This is a genomic window from Raineyella sp. (assembly GCF_034933565.1).
In the GTDB taxonomy this organism is placed as follows: domain Bacteria; phylum Actinomycetota; class Actinomycetes; order Propionibacteriales; family Propionibacteriaceae; genus Raineyella.
Genome location: NZ_JAYFNG010000030.1, coordinates 15,036 through 39,550 on the forward strand (window position 1 = coordinate 15,036; position 24,515 = coordinate 39,550).

The 24,515-nt window shown below is 71.3% G+C and carries 20 protein-coding genes; 12 read left to right on the plus strand and 8 right to left on the minus strand.

Features of this window, described 5'->3' with window-relative positions:
• Positions 1-77 precede the first annotated feature (77 nt).
• Both glf and VB059_RS09445 read left to right on the plus strand, forming a co-directional pair.
• The gene (gene glf / locus VB059_RS09440) at positions 78-1,325 is read left to right on the plus strand and encodes a UDP-galactopyranose mutase (protein WP_323421771.1); all 1,248 of its coding nucleotides are present in this window, start codon (positions 78-80) and stop codon (positions 1,323-1,325) included.
• Positions 1,326-2,363: a glycosyltransferase family 2 protein gene (locus VB059_RS09445; protein ID WP_323421772.1), complete on the plus strand. Its 1,038-nt coding sequence runs from the start codon at positions 1,326-1,328 to the stop codon at positions 2,361-2,363.
• A 45-nt stretch (positions 2,364-2,408) separates the two neighbouring features.
• Here the strand turns inward: VB059_RS09445 and VB059_RS09450 are convergent, their stop codons facing one another.
• The 4 genes from VB059_RS09450 to VB059_RS09465 form a co-directional block, all read right to left on the minus strand.
• Positions 2,409-3,305, minus strand: a complete 897-nt coding sequence (locus VB059_RS09450; protein ID WP_323421773.1) for a DMT family transporter — start codon at positions 3,303-3,305, stop codon at positions 2,409-2,411.
• A gap of 270 nt (positions 3,306-3,575) precedes the next feature.
• Complete coding sequence (locus tag VB059_RS09455) at positions 3,576-5,336, minus strand: ABC-F family ATP-binding cassette domain-containing protein (protein ID WP_323421774.1); 1,761 nt, start codon at positions 5,334-5,336, stop codon at positions 3,576-3,578.
• Between the two features lie 260 nt (positions 5,337-5,596).
• Positions 5,597-6,226 carry a hypothetical protein gene (locus VB059_RS09460; RefSeq protein ID WP_323421775.1) on the minus strand — a complete coding sequence of 210 codons (630 nt, stop codon included), beginning with the start codon at positions 6,224-6,226 and terminating at the stop codon, positions 5,597-5,599.
• A 175-nt stretch (positions 6,227-6,401) separates the two neighbouring features.
• Positions 6,402-6,947, minus strand: coding sequence for a DinB family protein (locus VB059_RS09465; protein WP_323421776.1), 546 nt, complete (start codon positions 6,945-6,947; stop codon positions 6,402-6,404).
• Between the two features lie 227 nt (positions 6,948-7,174).
• Here VB059_RS09465 and VB059_RS09470 point away from each other — a divergent pair, with 227 nt between their 5' ends.
• Positions 7,175-7,849, plus strand: a complete 675-nt coding sequence (locus VB059_RS09470) for a DedA family protein (RefSeq protein ID WP_323421777.1) — start codon at positions 7,175-7,177, stop codon at positions 7,847-7,849.
• A gap of 113 nt (positions 7,850-7,962) precedes the next feature.
• Here VB059_RS09470 and VB059_RS09475 read toward each other — a convergent pair whose 3' ends face one another.
• Entirely contained in the window at positions 7,963-8,610 is a 648-nt protein-coding gene (locus VB059_RS09475; protein WP_323421778.1) for a DUF1345 domain-containing protein, read from the minus strand.
• Positions 8,611-8,825: 215 nt separating this feature from the next.
• Between VB059_RS09475 and VB059_RS09480 the strand changes: the two genes are divergently transcribed.
• Complete coding sequence (locus tag VB059_RS09480; protein ID WP_323421779.1) at positions 8,826-9,770, plus strand: DUF808 domain-containing protein; 945 nt, start codon at positions 8,826-8,828, stop codon at positions 9,768-9,770.
• Positions 9,771-9,980: 210 nt separating this feature from the next.
• Here VB059_RS09480 and VB059_RS09485 read toward each other — a convergent pair whose 3' ends face one another.
• Positions 9,981-12,392: a heavy metal translocating P-type ATPase gene (locus VB059_RS09485; protein ID WP_323421780.1), complete on the minus strand. Its 2,412-nt coding sequence runs from the start codon at positions 12,390-12,392 to the stop codon at positions 9,981-9,983.
• A 169-nt stretch (positions 12,393-12,561) separates the two neighbouring features.
• The gene (locus VB059_RS09490) at positions 12,562-12,774 is read right to left on the minus strand and encodes a heavy-metal-associated domain-containing protein (RefSeq protein WP_323421781.1); all 213 of its coding nucleotides are present in this window, start codon (positions 12,772-12,774) and stop codon (positions 12,562-12,564) included.
• A gap of 159 nt (positions 12,775-12,933) precedes the next feature.
• Between VB059_RS09490 and VB059_RS09495 the strand changes: the two genes are divergently transcribed.
• On the plus strand, positions 12,934-15,753 hold the full coding sequence (locus tag VB059_RS09495; protein ID WP_323421782.1) for a PEP/pyruvate-binding domain-containing protein: 2,820 nt from the start codon (positions 12,934-12,936) through the stop codon (positions 15,751-15,753).
• Positions 15,750-16,499 (plus strand): phosphoribosylanthranilate isomerase, encoded by a 750-nt coding sequence (locus tag VB059_RS09500; RefSeq protein ID WP_323421783.1) that lies wholly within the window; start codon positions 15,750-15,752, stop codon positions 16,497-16,499. Before VB059_RS09495 ends, VB059_RS09500 begins: the two co-directional genes overlap by 4 nt.
• Before the next feature lie 89 nt (positions 16,500-16,588).
• On the opposite strand, the gene VB059_RS09505 is transcribed toward VB059_RS09500, so the two are convergent.
• Positions 16,589-17,578: a sugar-binding transcriptional regulator gene (locus VB059_RS09505; RefSeq protein ID WP_323421784.1), complete on the minus strand. Its 990-nt coding sequence runs from the start codon at positions 17,576-17,578 to the stop codon at positions 16,589-16,591.
• Between the two features lie 232 nt (positions 17,579-17,810).
• Here VB059_RS09505 and VB059_RS09510 point away from each other — a divergent pair, with 232 nt between their 5' ends.
• From VB059_RS09510 to VB059_RS09535, 6 genes are all read left to right on the plus strand, one after another.
• Complete coding sequence (locus VB059_RS09510) at positions 17,811-18,896, plus strand: zinc-binding dehydrogenase (protein ID WP_323421785.1); 1,086 nt, start codon at positions 17,811-17,813, stop codon at positions 18,894-18,896.
• A gap of 87 nt (positions 18,897-18,983) precedes the next feature.
• The gene (locus VB059_RS09515) at positions 18,984-20,363 is read left to right on the plus strand and encodes an ABC transporter substrate-binding protein (protein WP_323421786.1); all 1,380 of its coding nucleotides are present in this window, start codon (positions 18,984-18,986) and stop codon (positions 20,361-20,363) included.
• A 49-nt stretch (positions 20,364-20,412) separates the two neighbouring features.
• Entirely contained in the window at positions 20,413-21,360 is a 948-nt protein-coding gene (locus VB059_RS09520) for a sugar ABC transporter permease (protein ID WP_323421787.1), read from the plus strand.
• Position 21,361: 1 nt separating this feature from the next.
• A complete protein-coding gene (locus tag VB059_RS09525) occupies positions 21,362-22,225 on the plus strand; it encodes a carbohydrate ABC transporter permease (protein WP_323421788.1) in 864 nt (287 codons plus the stop codon).
• Positions 22,225-23,385, plus strand: coding sequence for an ABC transporter ATP-binding protein (locus tag VB059_RS09530; RefSeq protein ID WP_323421789.1), 1,161 nt, complete (start codon positions 22,225-22,227; stop codon positions 23,383-23,385). Before VB059_RS09525 ends, VB059_RS09530 begins: the two co-directional genes overlap by 1 nt.
• Positions 23,382-24,497 carry an ABC transporter ATP-binding protein gene (locus VB059_RS09535; RefSeq protein ID WP_323421790.1) on the plus strand — a complete coding sequence of 372 codons (1,116 nt, stop codon included), beginning with the start codon at positions 23,382-23,384 and terminating at the stop codon, positions 24,495-24,497. Before VB059_RS09530 ends, VB059_RS09535 begins: the two co-directional genes overlap by 4 nt.
• The last annotated feature ends 18 nt before the right edge of the window (positions 24,498-24,515 follow it).

Genomic DNA, 24,515 nt, shown 5'->3' on the forward strand with positions numbered 1-24,515 from the left:
TCCCGGGCCCCGACGCGGGTGCGCCCGGTGGCTCCGACGCGGGGGAGCACCGCGGTCCCGAGGCCGGCGGGCACGACGTGAGTGCGCACAACGTGAGCGGGCACGGTCCGGATGTCGGAACGTACGATGCGGTCGTCGTCGGCGCCGGGTTCGCCGGCACCACGATCGCCCGGGAGCTCGCCGAGCGCGGCGGGCGGCGGGTGCTCGTCCTCGAACAACGCCCGCACATCGGCGGCAACGCGTACGACCATGTCGACGAGGCCGGGGTGCTGGTGCACAAGTACGGCCCGCACATCTTCCACACCCGCGACGAGCGGGTCTTCGACTACCTGTCCCGCTTCACGCAGTGGAACGGCTACTCCCACGAGGTGCTGGCGAACGTCCACGGCACCTTCCTGCCGGTCCCGTTCAACAAGGTGTCGATGCGTCTCGCGTTCGGCGAGGAGCGTGGCGAGCAGCTGATCGCCAAGATGGTCGCCCGCTTCGGTGACGGCGCCAAGGTCTCGATCAACGATCTGCGGGCCGAGGACGATCCGGAGCTGGCCGAGGTCGCCGAGTACGTCTACCGCAACGTCTTCCTCACCTACACGCTCAAGCAGTGGGGCACCACGCCGGACAAGATCGACGCGTCGGTCACCGCCCGGGTGCCGGTGTTCCTCTCCGAGGACTGCCGCTACTTCCAGGACCCGCACCAGGGCCTGCCGACCGACGGCTACACCGCGCTGATCGGGCGGATGCTCGACCACCCCGGCATCACCGTCCGCACCGACGTCGACGCCCGCACGGTGCTCGACCTGACCACGCCGGGGGTGGTCCGGATCGACGGGCAGACCTTCGCCGGCACGGTCGTCTACACCGGCCCGCTGGACGAGCTGTTCGACAACCGCTTCGGCAGCCTGCCGTACCGTTCGCTGGACTTCGTCTTCGAGACCTACCAGCAGGACTGGTTCCAGCAACGCGGCACGATCAACTACACGGTCTCCGAGGACTACACCCGGATCACCGAGTTCAAGTACCTCACCCGCCAGGAGCTGGCCGGGGTGACGACGATCGTGCGGGAGTACTCCAAGCCGTACGAGCCGGACACCGGGATGGACCCGTACTACCCGGTGCTCGACGCCGAGCACCTCGCGCTGCACGGCAGGTACGTGGCGCTGACCCAGGAGTACCCCGACTTCCACCCGATCGGCCGGCTCGCCGAGTACCGCTACTACAACATGGACGCGACCGTGGCGAACGCCCTGGCGCTGTCCGACCGGCTCCTCGCCGGAGCCCCAGGGCCCCGCAGCGGCGGCCGGGCCGCAGCACAGACCGAGGAGAACTGAATGCCCGCCGCTGACCGTCCGATCCTGAGCATCGCGATCCCCTGCTACAACTCGGCCGACTACATGGACCACTGCGTCGAGTCGCTGCTGACGGGCGCGACCGACGTCGAGATCATCATCGTCGACGACGGCTCGACCAAGGACAACACGGCGGCGAAGGCCGACGCCTGGGGCCGTCGCCACCCCGACACGATCAAGGTCATCCACCAGGAGAACAAGGGCCACGGCGGCGCGGTGAACGCCGGCCTGGCCGCGGCGACCGGGCACTACTTCCGGGTGGTCGACTCCGACGACTGGCTCGGCCGCGACGCCCTGGGCCTGCTGCTCAGCAAGCTGCGCGGGTTCGTGGCGTCCGGCGATCCGGTCGACCTCGTGGTGACGAACTACGTGTACGAGCACGTCGCCACCGGCAGCCGTCGGGTGATCCGCTACCTCGGCCCGCTGCCGACCAACAAGAAGGTCGCCTGGGAGAAGACCCGGCTCTTCGCGCTGGGGCAGAACATCCTGATGCACGCCGCGACGTACCGGACCCAGGTGCTGCGGGACAGCGGCGTGGTGCTGCCCGAGCACACCTTCTACGTGGACAACATCTACGTGTATGTGCCGCTGCCGAACGTCAGGACCCTCTACTACCTGCCGGTCGACCTCTACCACTACTTCATCGGCCGCGACGACCAGTCGGTCAACGAGTCCGTGATGCTGGGGCGTCTCGACCAGCAGATGCGGGTCACTCGGGCGATGGTCGAGGCGCACAAGTTGCCCGAGGGGATCCCGGACCGCAAGCTGGCCCGGTACATGGAGAACTACCTGGCGCTGATCGTCGCGGCGTCGTCGATCTTCGCCATCATCCGAGGCGACGAGGAGGCGCTGGAGATGCGCCGGTCGATGTGGGAACACATCGACTCGGTCGATCCGGACCTGCGGGCGCGGCTGGGCCGTCACTTCGTGGTGCTCGGCTCCAACCTCGCCGGGCCGCTGGGCCGGCGGCTGTCGATCGCCGGCTACCGGATCGCGCAGCGGCTGTTCCACTTCAACTGAGCAGGCGGCGCCCCGTCCCTGACTGAGCGGGCGGCCCCGTCCGGCTCAGCGCAGGACGGGGCGCTCGTCCCAGGACTTGTCGAGCCGGGTCAGCACCACCACGCCGGTGACCGCCAGTGCGGCGAAGAGGACCATCGTGACGGCGGCCGGCACGTCCAGCAGCCGTCCCTCGCCGAGGACAGCGATGCCGTACGTCACGGCGATGACCGGGCTGGTGATGGTCGTCGAGCCGACCACGATCTCGCTGGGCCCGGTGGCGAAGCCCTGCTGGATCATCCAGCCGGCGGTCAGGCTGCCCAGCGCCAGGGCGATCAGGATCGTCCACAGCAGCGGGGAGTGCATCCAGTTGACCTTGCGGATGAAGTCGATCAGCGACTTCACCAGGGCCGCCTCGAGGCCGTAGAGCATCGCCCCGCCGGAGGACCACAGCAGGCAGCGCCAGTGCTTGGGGCCGTGGGCGCCGAGCAGGCCGAAGGCGAGGGTGAGCAGGTAGACCACTGCGGCCCCGATCGCGACGCGCACCCCGTTGAGGTCGGAGCGCGGCACGGCGTGCAGGGCGCTCTGGACGGTGAAGGCGGCGGTGGCGCCCACGGTGAGGGTCACCGCCAGGCCGACCCGGCGCCGGATCCGCTGGTGGTGCAGCCGGGCCTGGATCAGGATCGACCACGGGAAGGCCAACAGCCCGACCGGCTGGACCACGCTCACCGGGGCCAGCGACAGGGCGATGATCTGCAGGATCGCCGAGATGCCGAGCAGGACCGCGCCCGCCAGCCACCGGCGCGAGGTGACCGTCTGCAGGAATGCCCGGAAGCCGAGCGGGCGCTTCTCCTCGTTGCGATGCACCTTGCGCTTGATGGCGCGGTGCTGGAACGAAGCGGAGAGTGCGTAGCAGAACGAACCGACGACGACCAGGATGATCGCGAGCGTGGTGTTCTGACCCACGGTTCTCCTTCGGTCGGGTGTGTGGCGGCTGTGCAGATGTTGTGACAGCCATGTCTGCACCCAAACCTAGGGCCGGGCGGGTCCGCGCCGCGAACCGGGGCCCCGTCCGCGGGGGACCTTCCAGGAATGTCCCCCAGCGCGCCCGGGCCGGCGGGCCCTCGGCGGATCGGTCCGCTCCGCCGGAGGCGCTCGCCCCCGGCCGGAGACAGCCGGGCTCACGGTGGTGGTCGGGGTCCGGTCCGGAGGCAGCCGGGTCGCTCCGGGTGATGGTCAGGCGCCGGGTGCGACGCCGAGGGCGAGCTCCGCTGCGGCCCAGCCGGCGCGCAGCCGACGGTCGTGACTGGCCACGACCACCGCGCCGGGGTAGTCCGGGAGGGACCGCTCGAGCTGGGTGGCCAGCAGCAGCGAGAAGTGGTTCGTCGGCTCGTCGAGCAGCAGCACGTCCGGCGGTGCGGCGAGCAGGATCGCCAGGTCCAGACGGCGGCGCTGACCGACGCTGAGGGTGCCCAACGGCCGCTCCTCGTCCCGGCCCGCGACCAGGCCGAACCGACCCAGCGGCGTACGCCCGGCCCGGTCGGCCCCGACCGCCTCCCGGTAGGTGTCGAGGACCGTACGGTCCGGGTCGCGGGGCACGATGTCCTGGCCGAGCAGCCCGACCGACAGCCGCCCCACCCGCGACACCGTCCCGGTGGTGGGGGTCAGGGTGCCGGCGAGGATCGCCAGCAGGGTCGACTTCCCGGAGCCGTTCGGGCCGGTGACCAGCAGCCGGGTGGTGACGCCGAGTGCGACCGAGATCGGTGCCAGCCGCCCGGGGATCGCCACCTCGGTGGCGACCAGGACCGGCCCGGGCGTCCGCCCCCGCGGGGACGGTGTGCCGGCCAGGCCGCTGAACCGCAGCTCGGCCGGTGGCCTGCGCACCTGGGCCGCCTCGAGCGCGGCCAGCGCGGCGGAGGCGTCGGTGACCCGGCGCGACACGACGGTGGCGTTGCGGTCGGCGTAGAACTTCTTCGCGGCCCTGCCCTCGGTGCGGGGTGCCCGGCCGGCGTGCCCGACGGTGTGGTCGGCGCGGACGCGCCGGCGGAGCCGCTCGAGCTCGGCCTGTTCGTCGCGGTACTGCCGTTCCCAGCGCTCCCGGGCTGCGTCCCGCTCGGCCCGGTAGGCCGTGTAGCTGCCGGCGTAGCGGGTCACCCCGAAGCCCGACCCGGGCGAGTCGCGGTCGTGGCGGACGGCCGCGTACGCCACCGGCGCGGGATCCAGGTCGAGGAGGACGGTGGCCGCCTCGTCGAGGAACGCCCGGTCGTGGCTGGCCAGCAGCACCGGGCCGGTCCACCCGGCGAGCAGGTCGACGAGCAGGGCGGTGGCCGCGTCGTCCAGGTGGTTGGTGGGCTCGTCGAGCAGCAGGGTGTCGGGCCGGCGGACCAGCAGCCAGGCCAGCGACAGTCGGGCCACCTGGCCCCCGGACATGGCCTCGGCCTTGCGGTCGGCGCGGATCGCGCCCAGACCGAGGCCCTCGACGAGCCGGTCGACCAGGTGCCCGGCCTGCCAGGCCTGCCGGGCCTCGGCCTCCTGCAGGGCGGCCTCGAAGCGGTCGGCCGCCGAGGCCTCGCCGCGGGCCATCGCCTCACCCGCGGCCTCCACCCGGCGGGCGATCGCACGCAGCGGCGCCACGGCGTCGGCCAGCACCTCGGCGCGGGTGAGCCCGAGCGGGAACGGCGGCTGCTGGTGGAACAGGCCGACGCTCCCGGGGGCGGTGACGATGCCGGTGTCGGGCCGGTCGAGGCCGGCGACGATCCGCAGCAGGGTCGACTTGCCGGATCCGTTCTCCCCGATCAGGCAGGCCCGGGCGCCGGACGCCACCAAGAAGGACACGTCGGTGAGCACCCGACGGTCGGCGAAGGAGCGGGAGACCCCGTCCACCCGCAGGTGGTCGGCGCCCGCGGCCGACGAGGCCGCCAGGGGAGCGCGGGCGGACCGCCGAGCGGCACCGGGGGTGCCGGCGTGGGGGTGCGAAGAAATATGCGATGACGGCATCAGGATCCTGGGAGGGCAGCGGGAATCCCGCCGGGCAGGGCCTCGGGCGCGGGACGGACTCGATCCTCAGGACAGCACGGGCTGAGTCTACCCCGGGACGTACGGGCCGGACCAGCACGTACGGTCGGCGGCCGTCGGCGGCGTACGGCCGGGGTCGGGATCCGTGGCGATCAGCGGGCCGTCGGCGGCATACGGCCGGCGGCGTACGGGGGGCGGTGGATCAGCGGCGTACGGGCAGCGGCGTACGGCCGGGGTCGGGATCAGCGGCGGACCGGCCGCAGGGAGTCCAGGGCGGCGCGGACCACGGGGTGCGGGCAGAGCGGCTCGATCAGGATGACGTCGTGCATCCGCGGGGCGGACTGGCGCTGGTAGACGTCGGGGAAGCCGGTCATCGCCGCGGTGAGGAAGGCTGTGCTGCAGGGCTGCCAGCCGCCATCGGCGAGCCGGGGCAGCCAGCCCTCGCGCAGCTCGTCCCACTCTTGCTGCTTGAGGTCGAGACAGTCGGCGAGGAACCCGATGGTGTCCACCACCTCGTCGTCACGGACCACCTCGGCGCCCATCGCCACGACGGGTTGGTCCCGGTCCCACTGGACGACCCGGCCGGGATCGTCGAAGGTGAGCCGGGCGCAGCGCTGTTCGATCTCGGCGAACGGCTCCATCAGGACGTCGGCGACCAGGGTCTGCGGGGAGCGGGCGACGAGGACCTGGTCGAGCAGGTCGAGGTCGGTGGTCCCGGCCGGGAACACGCCGATCGGCAGCGGGCGCGGCGTCAGATCGGCCCGGCGTGCGGCGAGCTGGCCCATCGTCGTCGCGATCTCGGCGAACGGGTGGAGCTCACGGGCCCACAGGTGAGCCTCCGCCACCGTGTCCGTCCAGGTGAACTCGATCATTGCTGCCCCTCTGCCTGGTTCCGGCTCGTCTGGTTCCGACGGTGCCTGGCCCCGACTCCGTCTGGTTCCGACTGCGCCTGGCTTCGGCCGTGTGTGTTCGGTCCGTGCGTGTTTCCGGCTCGGCCTGGTTCCGGCTGGCTTGGTCGGAGTCCTTGTCCGGTTCCAGTGTGCCGGGTCAGCGCTCCGCGTCGGCCAGGTGGTGCTGCACCTCGTGCAGCCAGTAATCGGCCAAGGACGCGATGGTGAAGCGCATGCCGTCCGCGCGCAGCCCGGGCCGTTGCCAGGCGTCCTCCTCCAGTGCGGCGAACAGCTCGGCGGCGCGATGGGCCGCCGTCTCGTAGTCGGAGGCGACCGAGCGCGGGTCGCGAGCGTTGTAGTCGCCCTCGACGGCGGCGACCTCACCGTCCCACTCCGCGAAGGTCGGCGTGTCCTCCGACCGCATCTGCTCGACCCGGGTGGTGAACACCCGATGGACGTCCAGCACGTGGCAGGCGTACTCCAGCGGCGACCACACGTCGGGTTCGGGACGTACGGCCACGTCGGCGCGCTCCAGCACGACTCGCCAGCGTCCGATCGAGTCGGTCAGCCGTGCGGGGATCGCACTGAGCGGACGGATCGGCCGGAAGCCGCACTGCGCGCAGCCCTCGAAGCCGGCCACCGTCCAGTCGGTCGTGTCGGGACGGGACGGGGTGCTGTGCGCCGGCCGGCGAGAGATCTCCACCCCTGCATCGTAGGTTTCGTCCCCGTCGCAGGGCCAGAGCCGGCGGCCCGTACGCATCGCGGGCCGCGCCCGGCGTACGCATCGCGCATCGTGAGCCGAGCCCGGCGTACGCACCGCTTCGTTGACCCGCCCGACGGAGGGGGCGGGGATCTTCGCCGCGTCTCAGCGCGCTCCGGCTATCGTCGGGGGGGCGTACGTCTCCCGATGGGCCCGACCGCTTGGATGCCATGACCTTCATCACGTTCCTGCACTCCATCCCTCCGCTGGCGGTCTACCTCGTCATCGGGCTGCTGGTCGGTGTGGAGAGCATCGGGGTGCCCGTCCCCGGGGAGACGGCGCTGATGACGGGGTCGCTGATGAGCACCCGTCCCGACCTGCACCTGTCCGGGGTGTGGGTGGCGGTGGCCGCCTTCACCGGCGCGGTGGTCGGGGACTCGATCGGGTACAGCGTCGGCCGGCACTACGGACCGTCGCTGCTCGACCGGCTGGCCCGACGGTTCCCGCGCCATGTCACGGCGGACCGGATCGCGTACGCCGAACACCTCTTCGACCGCTACGGCACCGGCACGGTCTTCGTCGGACGGTTCATCGCCCTGTTACGGATGTTCGCCGGCCCGCTCGCGGGCACCCTGCGGCTGACCTATCCCCGCTTCCTGATGGCCAACGCCGCGGGCGCGGCCTGCTGGGCCGGGGGGATCTCGATCATCATCCACCTGCTCGGTGCAGCCGCCGACCGCTACCTCAAGGACGCGAGCTGGGTCCTGCTGGTGGTCGTCCTGGCGGCCGGCCTGGTCGTCGGGCGGGTGGTCGGGCGCTCGTTCGAGCATCGGGTGGAGCGGTACGCCGCCGAACGGCTCGCCGCCGACGGTGGGTCGGCCGATCCGCCCGCACCGGGGCAGTGACCGGCGCCCCGCTCCCGGGCCGGGCCGCAGTGGCTCCGGCGGGGCGGGGGATGCAGCGGAGTGGAGTGCTGGTCGCGCTGGATGCAGCGGAGCGGGGCTGTGGCGGAGCGGGGTCAGAAGCTCGAGGCGATCGAGGCGACGAGGTTGACCGTCGAGGCCAGGATCACCGCGCCGAGCAGGTAACTGAGCAGGGTGTGGCGCAGCACCGTACGGCGGATCGCCTTGCCGGTGATGTCGGTGTCGCTGACCTGGTAGGTCATCCCCAGGGTGAAGGACAGGTAGGCGAAGTCCTGGTAGTCGGGGTCCTCGTCCTGGTTGAAGTCGACTCCTCCGTCGCCGTCGTAGTAGAGGCGGGCGTAGCGGACGGTGAACAGGACGTGCACCAGCACCCAGGAGGCGGCGACGCAGAGCACGCCGAGTCCGGTCTCGATGATCGCCGCGACGCCCTTCTGGGAGCCCGCGGCCAGCAGGACGCCGACCCCGACCAGGCTCGCCATCGAGGCGACCAGCAGGATGACGTCGGTGGCGCCGCGCCCGGCGTCCTCCTCGGTGGCGTGGGAGCGGGTGTCCGCCGGGTCCATGCCGGCGACGATGGCCCAGGTCCACGCGCAGTAGACCCCGGCGGTGACGATCCAGCCCGACACGGCCGCGGCCTCGGGGCGCCAGGTGAGCATCACCACGGCCCCGGCGACCACCCCCAGCGCCAGGCTCACGATCAGTCGGACCAGCACCAACCGGTGAAACGGGCGTGCAGTGCTCACATCGTCTCCTCTCGTCGGCGGGCCGTCGGCGGGCCGGTGGATCGTCTGCGGAACGGCCCCGTGGCGACCCGCGGTGGCACGGTGCCGCCCGCCCGACACCGGTCCGTCACAGCCTGCTGCTAGGTTCGCCGCACGCGGACGTCCGCAGCGGGCCCGCCCCACGGTGTGCTCGCAGGCACGTGTCGCACATTATGGACCGAATCCGGGAGGATCCCATGGCCGGTGGACTCGCCGCCCTGCTCGATGACGTGGCGATGATCGCGAAAGCCGCCAGCGCCACCACCACCAAGGCGATGGGTGTGGTGGTCGACGACGCCGCGGTGACCCCGCAGTACGTGGCCGGGATCCACCCGAGCCGTGAGCTGCCGGTCATCTGGCGGATCGCCAGGGGGTCACTGGTCAACAAGGCGATCCTGATCGTCCTGCTGCTGGTGCTCGACCACTTCCTGCCGGTCGTGCTCACCCCGCTGCTCATGCTGGGTGGTCTCTACCTCTCCTTCGAGGGCGCGGAGAAGCTCCTCGACGCGGTCCGCGGGGGCGGGCACAGGATGCCGGAGGAGCCCGGGCAGGGCGGGCCGGCGGTGGACCGCGGCGCCGCGGAGGAGCGGACCCTGGTGAACGGCGCCGTCCGTACGGACTTCATCCTGTCCGCCGAGATCATGGTGATCTCCCTGGCGACGGTGAACGCCGGCCGCTCCTCGTCCATGGCGCTGCTGCCGAAGACGCTCATCCTGGTGCTGGTGGCCGTGACGCTGACCGCCGTCGTGTACGGGGCGGTCGCGCTGATCGTCAAGATGGACGACATCGGCCTGGTGCTCGAGGGGCGGGAGCGTCGCGGCTCCCGGCGGGTCGGCGCCGCGCTGGTGGCGGCCATGCCGGTGGTGCTGTCGGTGCTGTCGACCGTCGGCATCGCCGCGATGCTGTGGGTCGGTGGGCACATCCTCGTCACCGGCGCGAACACCCTGGGCTGGCACGCCCCGGCCGATCTGCTGCACCATCTCGCTGCGCCGGCGCACGAGGTCCCCGGCGTCGGTGGGCTGCTGGCCTGGCTGATCGACACCCTCGGCTCAGCCGTGGTCGCGATCGTGCTCGGTGGCCTCCTGGTGGGTATCACCCACCTGGTGCCGTCGCGGCGCCACGACGGGCACCGAAGCGCCTGACCGGCCTGGACCCCGACCGGCGTCCCCCGGACCGGCCTGGACCCCGACCGGCGTCCCCCGGACCGGCGTTGACCCGGACCGGCGTCCCCCGGACCGGCGTTGACCCGGACCGGCGTCCCCCCGGACCGGCGTTGACTTTGCCCGGCGTTGGCCCTGCCCGGTGTTCCCCCGGACCCTCGGCGTACGGCCCGGCCGGGCCGTACGCCGGCGTCAGCGGATGGCTGACCGGAAGCCGCGCAGCCGCAGGCTGTTGGTGACCACGAAGACGCTGGAGAAGGCCATCGCGGCGCCGGCGATCATCGGGTTGAGCAGGCCGAGGGCGGCCAGCGGGATGGCGCACACGTTGTAGGCGAAGGCCCAGAAGAGGTTGCCCTTGATCGTCGCGAGCGTACGACGCGACAGCCGGATCGCGTCCACCGCGGCGCGCAGGTCGCCCCGCACCAGGGTGAGGTCGGCCGCCTCGATCGCCACGTCGGTGCCGGTGCCCATGGCCAGGCCGAGATCGGCCCGGGCGAGCGCGGCGGCGTCGTTCACGCCGTCGCCGACCATCGCCACCACCCGGCCCTCTGCCTGCAGTTCCTTGACCACCCGGACCTTGTCCTGGGGCAGGACCTCGGCGATCACACGGTCGATGCCGAGGGTGTCCGCCACCTGCTGGGCGACCGTACGGTTGTCACCGGTCAGCAGCACCGGGGTGAGACCGAGTCCCCGGAGCCGCGAGATCGCCTCTGGGCTGGTCGGCCGGATCGCGTCCGCGACGGTGATGACGCCGCGCGCGGCCCCGTCCCAGGCGACGACCACCGCGGTGCGCCCGGCCGCCTCGGCGTCCGCCGCGGCCCGGGCCAGCTCCGGCGGCAACCCGGCGCTCTCGCCGGTGAGGCGTCCGCTGTCGTCGCCGGTCGGTCGTTCACTGCTGCCGCCGACCGGGTGCCCGCTCTCCTCGCCGGCCAGCAGGGTGCGGCGGCCGACGAGGACCGTACGTCCCTCGACGGTGCCGCGGACGCCGCGGCCCGCCAGGTTGGTGAAGCCCTCGACGTCCGACAGCGGGCCGACGCGGTCCTCGGCGCCCCGCGCGACGGCGCGGGCGATCGGGTGCTCGGAGGCGGCCTCCACCGCACCGCCGAGGCGGAGCACCTCGTCGACGGTGGTGCCGTCGGCGGCGTACGCGTCGATCAGGGTCATCGTGCCGGTGGTCACGGTGCCGGTCTTGTCCAGCACGATCGTGTCGACCTTGCGGGTGGACTCGAGGACCTCGGGGCCCTTGATCAGGATGCCGAGCTGGGCGCCGCGGCCGGTGCCGACCAGCAGGGCGGTCGGCGTGGCCAGGCCCAGGGCGCAGGGGCAGGCGACGATGAGCACCGCGACGGCTGCGGTGAAGGCCGCCGTCAGCGGGAAGCCCAGGGCGATCCAGGTGGCGAGGGTGGCGAGGGCGACGACGATGACGATCGGCACGAAGACGCCCGAGACCCGGTCGGCGAGCCGCTGGATCTCGGCCTTGCCCGACTGGGCGTCCTCGACCAGGCGGGCCATCCGGGCCAGTCGGGTGTCGGCGCCGATCCGGGTGGCCCGGACGACCAGCCGGCCGCCGGCGTTCACCGTGGCCCCGGTGACGGTGTCGTCGGGGGCGACCTCCACCGGCACCGACTCGCCGGTGAGCATCGAGGCGTCGACGGCGGACGTGCCGGCGACGACCACCCCGTCGGTGGCGATCTTCTCCCCGGGGCGGACGACGAACTCGTCGCCGACGCGCAGATCGTCGATCGGGATCCGCACCTCCGCACCGTCGCGGAGCACCGCGACGTCCTTCGCGCCGAGCTCGAGCAGGGCGCGCAGTGCGGCGCCGGCGCGGCGCTTCGACCGCTTCTCGATGTAGCGGCCCAGCAGGATGAACATCACCACGCCCGAGGCGACCTCGAGGTAGATGTTCGCCGCACCGTCGCTCGGGCCGACGGTCAGCTCGAACGGGTGCTTCATCCCGGTCATCCCGGCGGTGCCGAAGAACAGGGCGTACAGCGACCACAGGTACGCCGCCCCGGTCCCCATCGAGACCAGGGTGTCCATCGTCGCGGCGCCGTGGCGCAGGTTGGTCCACGCCGCGCGGTGGAACGGCCAGGCCGCCCAGACGATCACCGGCGAGGCCAGGGTGAGGGACAGCCACTGCCAGTTGTCGAACTGCAGGGCCGGCACCATCGCCATCAGGATCACCGGGACCGAGAGCACGGCACTGCCGATCAGCCGCTGGCGCAGCGCCCGCAGCTCGAGCTCCTGGCGGTCCGGGGCGCCCGGGCGTTCCGCCCCATCGGCGCCCGCACCCGTGCCTGCCGCTGCGCCCGCCTGCGCACCGGCGTCGCGGGGCGTGGCGACCCGCGGGAGGGCGGCGGAGTAGCCGGCGGCGGCCACGGTGTCGAGCAGCTGCTGGGCGTCGTACCCGTCCGGGACGCTGACGTGGGCCTTCTCGGTGGCGTAGTTGACCGCGGCGGTGACGCCGTCGAGCTTGTTGAGCTTGCGTTCGATCCGGTTCGCACAGGAGGCGCAGGTCATGCCGCCGATCTCGAGGTCGAGTTCGGTGAGGTGGCCGAGAGCCGTGGGGATGGATCTCTTGTCGACCTGGGTCGCTGACATGGAGGGGGCTCCTTGCTGCACGGGATCGAAGTGTTGCCCGCGCGGACGCGGACGGTGCTGACGGGACGGTGCTGATCAGCCGGCGGTGATCGGGCGATGGTGATCAGCGGATGGTGATCGGGCGGCGGTAGTGGGGGGTGATCAGAGGGCGAGGATCACGGCGCGCTGATCAGGCGGGAACGACCTGGTAGCCGGCCTCCTGGACCGCCGCGGCGACCGCGGACGGGTCGAGCGGGGCGGCGCTGGTCACCACGAGCCTGCCGGTGAGGTGGCTGACCTCGACCGACTCGACGCCGGGGATCTCGCCGACCTCCTCGCTGACCGACATCTCGCAGTGGTGGCAGGTCATGCCGGATACCTGGTACTCGGTAGTGGTCGACATCGTCTGGTTCTCCCTCAGGGACGTACGTCAGAGGTACCCCTTGGGGGTATCTCTCCAACAGCAGTCACTATACCCCTGTGGGGTATGTCGGCAAGGTGCTCCGTCGACCCCGGACCGGTTCCCCGGGAACGCCGGACGCAGCGGTGGGATGCTCGTCCCATGGCAACTCTCACGGTGCCCCTCGAGGACGCGGATGCCACCCTGGCGACGGTCGGTGGCAAGGGCCTCAATCTCATCCGGCTGACCCGGGCGGGATATCCGGTGCCGCGTGGTTTCGTGGTCACCACGGCGGCCTACGCCGCCCACGTCGCCGCTCACGGCCTGGGCCCGGTGATCGCCGCGGCTCTCGAGGGGGTCGACCCGGCCGATGCCGCCGGACCGGAACGGGCCTGCGCGACCATCCGGGCGGCCTTCGCCGCCGGAGGGATGCCGGACGAGGTCCGCGACGCCGTCCTCGCCGCAGCATCGGCCGCGGGGCTGGTCCCCGCAGGCTCGCCCGGAGCGCGGGAGGTCCCCCTGGCCGTACGGTCCTCCGCGACGGCCGAGGACCTGGCCGACCTGTCGTTCGCCGGCCAGCAGGAGACCTACCTCAACGTGCTCGGCGCCGACCAGCTGGTGCGCGCCGTGGTCGACTGCTGGTCGAGCCTGTGGACCGCGCGGGCGATCGGTTACCGGCTCCGCAACGGCATCTCCCAGGACGGCCTCGGCCTGGCTGTCGTGGTCCAGGCACTGGTCCCTGCCATGGTCAGCGGCGTGATGTTCACCGCCGACCCGCTCACCGGTGTCCGCGCCCACACCGCGGTGGACGCCGTGCCCGGGCTGGGGGAAGCACTGGTCTCCGGCCTGACCGAGCCGGACCACTGGCTCGTCGACGCCGAGGGCCGGGTGCTGGAGTGCACGCCGGGGGCCAAGGCGGTCACCACGGTGCCGATCGCCGGTGGTGGTGTCGCGTCGGTGGCGCGGGAGGGTGGTGTCGCGTCGGTGGCGCGGGAGGGTGGGGTCGCGTCGGTGGCGCGCGAGGCTGCGGTGACGGGATCCTCGACCGCCCCCGACGCCGGGGGGTCCGTCCGCACCGACGAGCCGGTCCTCACCGACGAGCAGGTCGCCGAGCTGGCCGCGCTGGGCCGGCGGATCCAGGGCACGTACGACGGCACCCCGCAGGACATCGAGTGGGCGCTCACCGCCGACGGCTTCCAGGTGCTGCAGACCCGGGCGATCACCTCGCTGTTCCCGCTGCCGCCGGGGCGGGACCCCGACGCGCTGTGGTTCTCCTTCGGCGCCTTCCAGGGGATGCTGCGGCCGATCACCCCGGTCGGGCGCGAGTCGCTGATCCGGCTCGCCTCCGGAGCGGCGGCGGTCTTCACCGGGGTGCCGGCCGACCCGGCGCGCCAGGGCGTCATCGCCGTCGCCGGGGAGCGGCTCTGGGCCCGGATCGACGCACTGGCCCGGGACCCGATCGGCGCCCGGGTCCTGCCGGTGATGCTGTCCATCGGCGAACCGGGCACCGGCGCGATCCTGCGCCGGCTGGAGACCGACCCACGGTGGCGACCGGTCCGGACCCGCCCGACCGCGGCGACCCTGGCCATGGTGGGCCGGTTCGGCGGCATCGTGCTGCGCGGCCTGCCGCTCAGCCTGGTCGCCCCCGGGGTGCGCCGCCGCCGGTTCGATCGGGCGATGGAGGCGATGGTGGCCGCCGCCGAGGCTTCCCAGGATGCGGCCTCCCGGCGGAGCGACCCGTACGAACGCCTGACCGCCCGGGTCGACGCCGCCGGGATCACCCTGCGTGACGGTCTGGCCGAGGGGCTGAGGAATTTTGCGCCGATGATGGCGCCGGGCTCCGCGATGATCGCCGTCCTGCGTCGCCTCGCCGCCCCACTCGGGGCGGAGGGGGAACGCCTGGTGATGGAGACCATGCGGGCCCTGCCCGGCAACCCGACGACGGCGATGGATCTGGCCCTGTGGCAGGTCGCGGTGGTCGTCCGCCGCGACCCGGGTGCCCTGGCGCTGTTCGTCGAGCGGGATGCGGCCGAGCTGGCCGAGCTGTTCCGCCGCGGCGCGCTGCCGGTGTCGACCGACCGGGCACTGCGGGACTTCCTCGCCACGTACGGCATGCGCGGGGTGGCCGAGATCGATCTCGGGGCGCCGCGCTGGCGCGACGACCCGGTCCAGCTGATGGCCACCCTGCGCAGCTACGTCCGGATGGACGATCCCGCCGTCGCGCCCGATGCCGTTCTCGCCGCCGGGATCCGGACCAGCCGGGAGGCCGTCGACCGGCTGGCCACCCTGCTGGGCGGCCGCGGCCGCTGGCCGCGGCGCGGGCCGGTCCGGTTCGCCGCGACCCGGCTGCGGATCCTGCTCGGCGCCCGGGAGGTGCCGAAGTTCACCCTCGTCCGCCTGCTCGGCCGGATCCGCGAGGGGCTGCTCGCCTCAGGGGCCGACCTGGTGGCACTGGGCCGCCTGGACCGGCCCGACGACGTGATGTTCCTCCACTACCACGAGCTGCGCGGGGCGGGGGTCGACTCGGACCAGGACCTGCGCGCCCGGGTCGCCGGGCGGAGAGCGGCGTACGACCGGGAGCTGCGCCGCCGGCAGGTGCCGCGGCTGATCGGCGGGGACGGCCGCACCTGGTACGAAGGTCTCGGCGGGGGTACTGAGGCCACCGGGGAGATCGTCGGCAGTCCGGTGTCGCCGGGCGTGGTCGAGGGCGCGGTCCGGGTGGTGCTCGACCCGAGCACGGCACATCTGGAGCCGGGCGAGATCCTCGTCTGCCCCGGCACCGACCCGGCCTGGACCCCGCTCTTCCTGCCGGCCGCCGGCCTGGTGACCGAGGTCGGCGGGATGATGACCCACGGCTCGGTGGTCGCCCGCGAGTACGGCATCCCGGCCGTCGTCGGGGTGCACCGGGCCACCACCCGGCTGGCCACCGGCCAACGGATCCGTCTGGACGGGTCCACGGGGGTGATCGAGGTGCTGCCATGACCTGGATCGGGATCAGTGGCCTGCACCATCCCGACGACGTCGCCCTGTGCGCGGCGCTCGGGGTCGACGCGCTCGGGTTCGTCGTCGGCTTCCCGCACCGGGGGCCGTGGAACCTGACCCTCGACGAGGCCGAGGAACTGGTGCTCGGGGTGCCCGGGACGGTCCAACGGGTGGCGGTGGTCGGCGAGGACCCCGACACCGTCCTGGCGACCACCCGCCGGCTGCAACCACGGATCGTCCAGCTGCACGCCGACGAACCGCCGGGAGTCACCCTGCGCCTGGTGGGTCTGCTGCACGCCCATGACGTACGGGTGATGAAGACCCTGCGCCTGCGCCGCGATGACGGCACCCCCGTGGGCCGCCACGTCCACGGCGCCGACCCGCTCGCGGCGGCCCGGCTGCTGGTCGGGACCGGCATCGACCTGCTGATGGTCGACCTGGTCGACGCGCCCGGCCCGCCCGGCCCGCCCGGCCCGCCCGGCTCGGGCGGGTCAGCCGCGCTGTCGGCGGCCCGGCGGATCCGGGAGGGGATCGAGCTGCCGGTTGTCCTGGCCGGCGGCCTGCGCCCCGACACCGTACGGACCGCGCTCGAGGCGGTCGACCCGGACGGCGTCGACGTGATCAGCGGGGTCGAGGGTGCCGGGCATCGGACGGATCCGGCGAAGGTGGCCGCCCTCGTGGTGGCGGTCAGGGGTCAGGGCGCGATGACCCCGGGGCACGACCGGCGCTCCGCGGGCGACGCCTGACCGGTGCGGGTCACCGCTTCCGCTCGACCGGTGCCGGTCGCCGACCCTGCTCGGCCGTGCCGGTCATTGATCCCGCTCGATCCCGCCGGTCACTGATCCACGCTCGCCGCCGCCTCCAGCGCCGCGGCGGTGTCGGTGTCGGTCACCAGGTGGTTGAAGAAGCCGGCCCGGCTGGCAGCGATGATCGAGCCGATCTTGTTGCGGCCCACCGCCACGGCGATGGCGTGCGGCACCTCGCGGAGCTCCTCCAGGCGCATGGCCATCAGCCGGTCGTTGCTCTCCAGCTCGATCGGGGTGCCATGGATGTCGTACGGTCGCGCGTTGATGTCGCCGACCGCCGACCGCAGCCAGCGCGGGTTGCCCTGGAAGGTGCTCGGCATGATGGTCCGGGTCAGCGGTGGGGCGCCGACGCCCAGCAGCGCGGCCTTCGCGGTCCTCCACAGGCTGACGACCTCCTGGATGTGCGGGTCGCGCAGCAGCGACTCGTACAGGTCGGCACTGGGCAGCGCGGGGGCATAGAGCAGCACCGGCCGGCCGGTGAGCTTCATCGCCAGCCGGCGGGCGATCTCGTTGGTCTGGTACGGGCCCTCGGACTCCAGCTGGCCCCCCACGGTGGGGGCGACCAGCACCCCGGGGGCCGGCGGCAGGGGGTGGCCGACCACCTGGTAGACGGTGACGCCGGAGGAGACCAGCAGCCCGTCGCCGGCGACCAGGCCGGCGTCCTCGATCGCGCGGCCGACGCCGGGCGCCAGCACCGCGCCGATGTCGCGGCGCCCGACCGTGGGGGTGACGTAGACCTTCCGCAGGCCGAGCAGGGCGGCCAGTCGTCCGGCGAGCTCGGCGTCCTGCTCGAACCGCGGCTCGCGTACCTCGATCGTCACGATGCCGGCGGCCCGGGCCTCGCTGAGCAGTCGGCTCACCGTCGGGCGGCTCACCCCGAGGGCCTCGGCGATCTCCGCCTGGGTCGCGTTGTCGACGTAGTAGGCCAGGGCGGCCTGGTAGAGGATCGCCGGATCGAAACGTCCGCGTGACGACATCGACGACCGGCCTCCGCGGGCCGTGTCCGGCACCTCACCCATCACTCATCCCCCTGACGGCGACCCGCTGCCGGGACGCCCCTGGTCGGCAAGACCTCATTGTCGATCGTCGACAAGACCCCCATTGTCGAACGAATGCGCTACGAGCGTAGCGTGAACGAATGTTCAGCACAACAGTTGCACAAAAGTGCTGGACAAATGTTGGCTGAGCCGCCTAAGGTCGAACCGACGTGGCAATGAGGCGCGTCAACCCCTGAAGGGACGGAGTTCAAAGGTGAACAACACACTTCCCGAGACGATGAAGGCAGTCATCAATCACGGGCCTCGCGACTACCGCTTGGAGCAGCTGCCGGTGCCGACCCGCGGGCCCGGGGAACTGCTGCTCAAGGTCGAGGCGGTGGGTATCTGCGCCAGCGACCTGAAGAACTGGGCCGGTGCGGCGAAGTTCTGGGGCGATGAGAACCGGCCGGCCTGGGCCGAGACCGAGGTCGTCCCGGGGCACGAGATCACCGGGCGGATCATCGGCCTGGATGACGAGGCGCGGGCCCACTGGGGGGTCGAGCTCGACGACCGGGTCGTGCTGGAGCAGATCGTCCCGTGCTGGGACTGCCTCTACTGTGACCACGGCGATTACCACATGTGCCAGCCGCACAACATGTACGGCTTCAAGCGCGCCAACCCGGGCGGCATGGAGGAGTACATGGTGGTCAGCACCAACTCCCTGGTGCACCGGATCAGCAAGGACATCCCGCCGGCCCACGCCGCGTTCGCCGAGCCGCTGTCCTGCGCCCTGCACGCCGTCGAGCGGGCGAACATCCGCTTCAACGACACCGTGGTGGTGGCCGGTGCCGGCCCGATCGGCCTCGGCATGATCGCCGGTGCCGCAGCGAAGTCGCCGGCCCGGATCATCGCCCTCGACATGGATCCGCGCAAGCTGGAGATCGCCGAGAAGACCGGCGCGACGATGACGATCAACATCGCCGAACAGGATGCGGTCCAGGTCATCAAGGACCTCACCGGTGGCTACGGCGCCGACGTCTACCTGGAGGGCACCGGGCACCCCTCGGCCGTCCCGCAGGGCCTCAACCTGCTGCGCAAGCTCGGCCGCTACGTGGAGTACTCGGTCTTCAAGGAGAACGTCTCGGTCGACTGGTCGATCATCTCCGACGACAAGGAGCTCGACGTCCTGGGTGCACACCTCGGCCCGAACTGCTGGCCGGCCGCCATCAAGCTGATCGAGACCGGCAAACTCCCGCTGGACGAGATCTGCACCCACCAGCTCCCGCTCGAGGACTTCCAGAAGGGCCTGGACATGGTCGCCTCCGGCAAGGAGTCCATCAAGGTCAGCCTCATCCCCTGACCTGCATCCCCCACCCATCCCCCGAAACAGCCCACCGGTTCTGACAACGAAGTCGAGGACAACATGAATTCACCGTTCAGCGAGCCCATGAGCCGCCGCCGCATCCTTCAGGGACTCGGACTCGCCGCCTCCGCCCCCCTGCTGGCCGCCTGCGTCGGCCCGGGACAGAAGTCGACCAACAACGGGGCCAACGCGGTCACCGGTTCGTTCGACTGGAAGAAGGCCAAGGGCACCAGCATCAAGATCCTGCAGACCCCGCACGTCTACCAGCAGACCTACCAGCCCCTGTTCAAGGAGTTCACCGATCTGACCGGGATCACGGTGACGGCCGACCTGGTCCCGGAGGCGGACTACTTCACCAAGCTCAACACCGAGCTCGCCGGTGGTAGCGCGACCCACGACGTGTTCATGATGGGCGCCTACTGGGTCTGGCAGTACGGCCCGCCCGGCTGGCTGGAGGACCTGGACCCGTGGATCAACAACACCGCCGCGACCGGCTCCGAGTTCGACTACGAGGACTTCTTCTCCGGCCTGCGGACCTCGATGAAGTGGGACTTCAAGGTCGGTGACGCGGCGGGCACCGGCGGCACGTACGCCCTCCCGTGGGGCTTCGAGCTGAACAACATCGCCTACAACAAGACGGTCTTCGACAAGCGGGGGATCAAGCCCGCCGAGACCTTCGACAACCTGATCCAGCTGGCCACCGACCTCACCGACCGCAAGAACGACATGTACGGCATCGCCTTCCGCGGGTCGAAGTCGTGGGCGACCATCCACCCCGGGTTCATGACGCAGTACAGCCGCGAGGGCGGCAAGGACTACGAGACCCAGAACGGCAAGCTGGTCGCCGCGATGAACTCCCCGACAGCGGTCGACTTCACCAAGAAGTGGGCCGAGCTGGCGAAGGTGGCCGGCCCGACCTCCTGGACCACGTACGAGTACCCGAACTGCACCGGTGACCTCGGTGACGGCAAGGCGATGATGGTCTACGACGCCGACTCGGCGACGTACCCCAAGAACGTCAAGGGCGCCTCGAAGATGGCCGGACAGCTCGCCTGGCACCCCGGCCCCGCCGGTGCCGGCGGCAGCCTGGCCACCAACATCTGGACCTGGGCGTGGGGGATGAACTCCAAGTCGAAGAACAAGCTCGCCGCCTGGCTGTTCATGCAGTGGGCCTCCGGCAAGGACGCGATGAACAAGGCGGTCCAGTCGGGCGCCTTCGCCGACCCGGTGCGTACCTCGGTGTTCAACGGCACGTTCAAGCAGACCCTCGGCTCGTTCCCCGGCTACCTGGAGGCGTTCGAGGCCCAGGTGCCGCAGGCCAAGGTGCTGTTCACCCCCCAGACCCGCTTCCTGGAGACCACCGAGGACTGGGCCGTGGCGCTGCAGAGCATCTACGGCGGCGCCGACGCCAAGTCCACCCTGGACGCCCTGGCCACCTCCAGCACGAACAAGGTGAACAGCTGACGCCCCGGCGCCGGCCGTCCACCCAGGATCGGAAGGTCCCGCAACTCACATGAGCATCCGCCAGCACGGGGCGCTGCGCAGTGCTGACGACACGGTCGGAGGGCACCAGCCCCCGACCGTGTCGCCTGCCAGGCGCAAATGGCGTCCTTACATCCTGTCCATTCCCGCCACCGTCATCCTGATCGGCATCCTGTACCCCTTCGTCCAGGGCGTCGGCTACACCTTCCTCAACTACCGGGCGACCGAGAGCAACGTCCACTTCGTCGGCCTGAGCAACTACCTCAAGGTCTTCACCGACCCGCTGTTCTGGGGCTCGGTCCGGATCACCCTCACCTTCGCCGTCGTGGCGACCGTCCTCGAGGCGGTGCTGGGCGTGATCATCGCCCTGCTGCTGAACCGCTCCAGCCTGATCGGCAAGATCTTCGAGAAGGTCCTGATCCTGCCGCTGATGATCGCCCCGGTGATCGCCGCGGTGATCTGGAAGCTGATGTTCAACCCGCAGTTCGGCATCCTGAACCACATCTTCAACCTGGGCTCGACGTTCGACTTCCTCAGCGAGAATCGCGCCCTCTGGTCGATCATCATGGTCGACCTGTGGATCTACACCCCCTTCGTCGCGATCCTCGTCCTCGCCGGCGTACGGTCCCTGCCGCGCGAGCCGTTCGAGGCGTCCGCCGTGGACGGTGCCAGCTGGTTCTACATGTTCCGGCGCCTGATGCTGCCGATGATGTGGCCCTACATCCTCGTCGCGGTGATCTTCCGGTTCATGGACTGCCTCAAGGTGTTCGACATCGTGTACGTGCTGACCCAGGGCGGCCCCGGCCATGCCACCAGCACCCTGCAGGTGAACGCGTACATCAACTCGATCATCAACTTCAACTACTCGGGTGGCGCGACGTACATGTTCATCCTCTGGATCATCGTGTACCTCACCGCCCAGCAACTGGTGAAGCTGCTGGGTCGCGCCCAGGCGCGCGCCGCCGGATCGGAGGGATGAGATGGCCCGCAAGGAACTGATGCCCGGTGAGAAGCGTTTCACCGTCCCCGCGGTGATCGCCGACATCGCCATCCTGGCCTGGTTCGTCTTCAGCCTGTTCCCCATCGTCTGGATGGTGATGCTGGCGCTGAAGACACCGGCCGAGCAGACCACGACGTACTTCCGCTTCTCCCCGACCCTGGAGAACTTCGTCACCGTCCTCTCCGAGCGCGGCACGATGCTGACCAGCGTCGACTTCAAGGCGGCCCTGATCTCCAGCACGGTGAACTGCCTGGGCGCCGTCGTGGTGTCCCTGGTGGTGGGCATCCCCGCCGCGTACGCGGCCGGCCGGTGGAAGTTCCGCGGGTCGGACAGCCTGATGTTCAACCTGCTGAGCTTCCGCTTCGCCCCCGAGCTGATGGTCATCGTGCCGTTGTTCGTCATCTACAACGGCCTGGGACTGTTCGACACCACGTTCGGCATGATCTGGGTGCTGCAGCTGGTCACCATGCCCCTGGTGGTGTGGATCCTGCGCTCCTACTTCGAGGATCTCCCCGAGGACCTGGAGCAGGCGGCACTGCTCGACGGCTACACCCGGCGGCGTGCCTTCACCATGGTCGCGCTGCCGCTGGTGCGGCCCGGGATCGCGGCCTCCGCCCTGCTGGCGTTCATCTTCGCGTGGAACAACTACATGTTCCCGCTGATCCTGACGAACTCCGGCTCGGTCACGGTGGCCATCACCAAGTTCCTGGGTGGTGGCGGTCAGGCGTACTACAACCTGACGGCCGCGGCCGGTGTGGTGGGCGCCCTGCCACCGCTGATCCTGGCCCTCACCATCCAGCGCTACCTCGTCCAGGGCCTGAGCTTCGGGGCGGTGAAGGGCTGATGGGCACCCTCAAGGTCCATGACCTGACCAAGACGTACGGCGAGACGGTCGCCATCGACCACCTCGGCATCGACGTGCGCGACGGCGAGTTCTTCGTCATCCTCGGCCCGTCGGGCGCCGGCAAGACGACGACGCTCAAGGCGATCGCCGGGCTGATCGAGATCGACGAGGGCAGCGTCGAGATCTCCGGGATCGACATGACCCAGGTCGAGCCGTACCACCGCAACGTCGCGATGGCGTTCGAGAGCTACGCGCTCTACCCGCAGAAGACGGTGGCCCAGAACCTGGCCTCGCCGCTGAAGTCGGGGCGTCACGCGCGCTATTCGGAACAAGAGCAGACCCAGAGGATCAACGATGTCACCACGACGCTGGGCATCAACCACCTGCTCGACCGGCTGCCGAAGGAGCTGTCCAACGGCCAGCGCCAGCGGACCGCGCTGGGCCGGGTCCTGGTGCGCCCCGCGGACATCTACCTGCTGGACGAGCCGCTGTCACACCTGGACGCGAAGCTGCGGGCGTCCATGCGGGCGGAGCTGAAGGCGATCGCGTCGCGCTCCAGCACGACGACCCTGTACGTGACGCACGACTACCAGGAGGCGCTCGCCCTCGCGGATCGCATCGCCGTGCTCCGTACGGGGAAGTTCATCCAGATCGGCACCCCCGAACAGATCTGGCGTGAACCGATCGATACCTTCGTCGCCCGGAGCGTCGGCCAGCCCGAGATCAACCTGGTCGACGCCGTCGTCCGGGGCGGTCGGGTGCGGGCGCTCGGCGGTGGCATCGAGTTCGCCGCCCCGGCGGCCCTCGGCCTGACCGAGGGCCAGCAGCTGCGGGTCGGCCTGCGGCCCAGCGAACTGATGGTGAACCGCGAGGTCCACGACCACGACTGGCTGCGGGTGGCCGGGAGGATCCGACTGACCGAGCGCCTCGGCCGCGACGTGGAGCTCGACATCGAGGTGGGCGACGGCAACCTGATCGTCGTCGAACGGGCGGACCGGCCGCACCAGGAGGGCGACGAGGTGATGCTGGACATCCACCTGCCGAACGTCCACCTGTTCGCGGGCGGTGAGCCGGACGAGGACACCGCCCGGCTCGGCTCCGCCCTGGGACACACCGCGGCCCCCCTCCCGGAGGCCCTCGAAGAGGAGGTGGGCGAATGAGCGCCAAGGTCGACGAGCTGCGCGGCGGCGATGCGCTGCCGCTGCGGCTGCGCAACGTCCGCAAGGTCTACCGGACCGGCAAGAAGGGCGTCGAGGCCGTCAAGTCGATGAACCTCGACATCGAGCCCGGCGAACTGATCACCCTGCTCGGCCCGTCCGGCTGTGGCAAGACGACCACGCTGCGGATGGTCGCCGGCCTGGAGACGATCACCTCCGGTGACGTCTTCATCGGCACCACCCGGGTCAACGACCTGCCGCCCAGCAAGCGCAACGTCGGTGTCGGGTTCGAGAGCTATGCCCTCTACCCGCCGCTCAACGTCCGGGAGAACCTCTCCTACGGCCTGAAGGCCGGCAAGCGAGTGGCCGACCCGGACAAGGTCGTCGCCGAGCTCGCCGACCGCCTGGAGATGCACGACCTGCTGGACCTGCGCCCGGCGTCCCTCTCCAGCGGCCAGAAGCAGCGCGTCGCGCTGGCCCGGGCGCTGATCCGCAAGCCGCCGGTGCTGCTGCTCGACGAGCCGCTGGGCCACCTCGACGCGGCCGCCCGCCAGCACGTCCGTCGCGAGCTGAAGCTGCTGCAGCGCCAGTTCGGCTACACCACCATCGTGGTCACCCACGACCAGTTGGAGGCGATGACACTGTCGGACCGGATGGCGGTGATGAACGGCGGCATCATCCAGCAGTACGGCACCCCGGACGAGATCTTCGACGACCCGGCGAACCTCTTCGTGGCGGACTTCGTCGGTGAGCCGAGCATCAACCTGTTCGACGGCACCGTCGTCCGCGACGGGGACCGGACGATGATCCGGGTCGGCGACGACATCCTCGAGACGGCCGCCCGGCAGGCCCCGGACGGCGCCACGGTGACCGTGGGCCTGCGCCCGCAGGACTGCAAGCACGCGGAGCACGGCCTGACCGGCACCGTCTTCGTGTACGAGGACCTGCTCGAGCACGGCATCGCCCTGGTCCGGCATCCGGCGGTCCCGGACAAGAACCTGGTCGTCCAGACCCCCGCCGAGCTGCAGCTGGCCCCCGGCCAGTCGGTCACCTTCTCGGCGCCGCCCGGGCGGGTCTACCTGTTCGACAAGGCCAGCGGGGACCGCATCCGCTGACCGCCCCACGGCCCGGTG

Bases quoted from the DNA above. Each gene is read 5' to 3' on its own strand.
- VB059_RS09485 (WP_323421780.1), bottom strand. From the start codon at position 12,392: ATGTCAGCGACCCAGGTCGACAAGAGATCCATCCCCACGGCTCTCGGC.
- VB059_RS09525 (WP_323421788.1), top strand. From the start codon at position 21,362: ATGGCCCGCAAGGAACTGATGCCCGGTGAGAAGCGTTTCACCGTCCCC.
- VB059_RS09480 (WP_323421779.1), top strand. From the start codon at position 8,826: ATGGCCGGTGGACTCGCCGCCCTGCTCGATGACGTGGCGATGATCGCG.
- VB059_RS09470 (WP_323421777.1), top strand. From the start codon at position 7,175: ATGACCTTCATCACGTTCCTGCACTCCATCCCTCCGCTGGCGGTCTAC.
- VB059_RS09460 (WP_323421775.1), bottom strand. From the start codon at position 6,226: ATGATCGAGTTCACCTGGACGGACACGGTGGCGGAGGCTCACCTGTGG.
- VB059_RS09490 (WP_323421781.1), bottom strand. From the start codon at position 12,774: ATGTCGACCACTACCGAGTACCAGGTATCCGGCATGACCTGCCACCAC.
- VB059_RS09500 (WP_323421783.1), top strand. From the start codon at position 15,750: ATGACCTGGATCGGGATCAGTGGCCTGCACCATCCCGACGACGTCGCC.
- VB059_RS09505 (WP_323421784.1), bottom strand. From the start codon at position 17,578: ATGGGTGAGGTGCCGGACACGGCCCGCGGAGGCCGGTCGTCGATGTCG.
- VB059_RS09455 (WP_323421774.1), bottom strand. From the start codon at position 5,336: ATGCCGTCATCGCATATTTCTTCGCACCCCCACGCCGGCACCCCCGGT.
- VB059_RS09520 (WP_323421787.1), top strand. From the start codon at position 20,413: ATGAGCATCCGCCAGCACGGGGCGCTGCGCAGTGCTGACGACACGGTC.
- VB059_RS09515 (WP_323421786.1), top strand. From the start codon at position 18,984: ATGAGCCGCCGCCGCATCCTTCAGGGACTCGGACTCGCCGCCTCCGCC.
- VB059_RS09445 (WP_323421772.1), top strand. From the start codon at position 1,326: ATGCCCGCCGCTGACCGTCCGATCCTGAGCATCGCGATCCCCTGCTAC.
- VB059_RS09530 (WP_323421789.1), top strand. From the start codon at position 22,225: ATGGGCACCCTCAAGGTCCATGACCTGACCAAGACGTACGGCGAGACG.
- VB059_RS09495 (WP_323421782.1), top strand. From the start codon at position 12,934: ATGGCAACTCTCACGGTGCCCCTCGAGGACGCGGATGCCACCCTGGCG.
- VB059_RS09535 (WP_323421790.1), top strand. From the start codon at position 23,382: ATGAGCGCCAAGGTCGACGAGCTGCGCGGCGGCGATGCGCTGCCGCTG.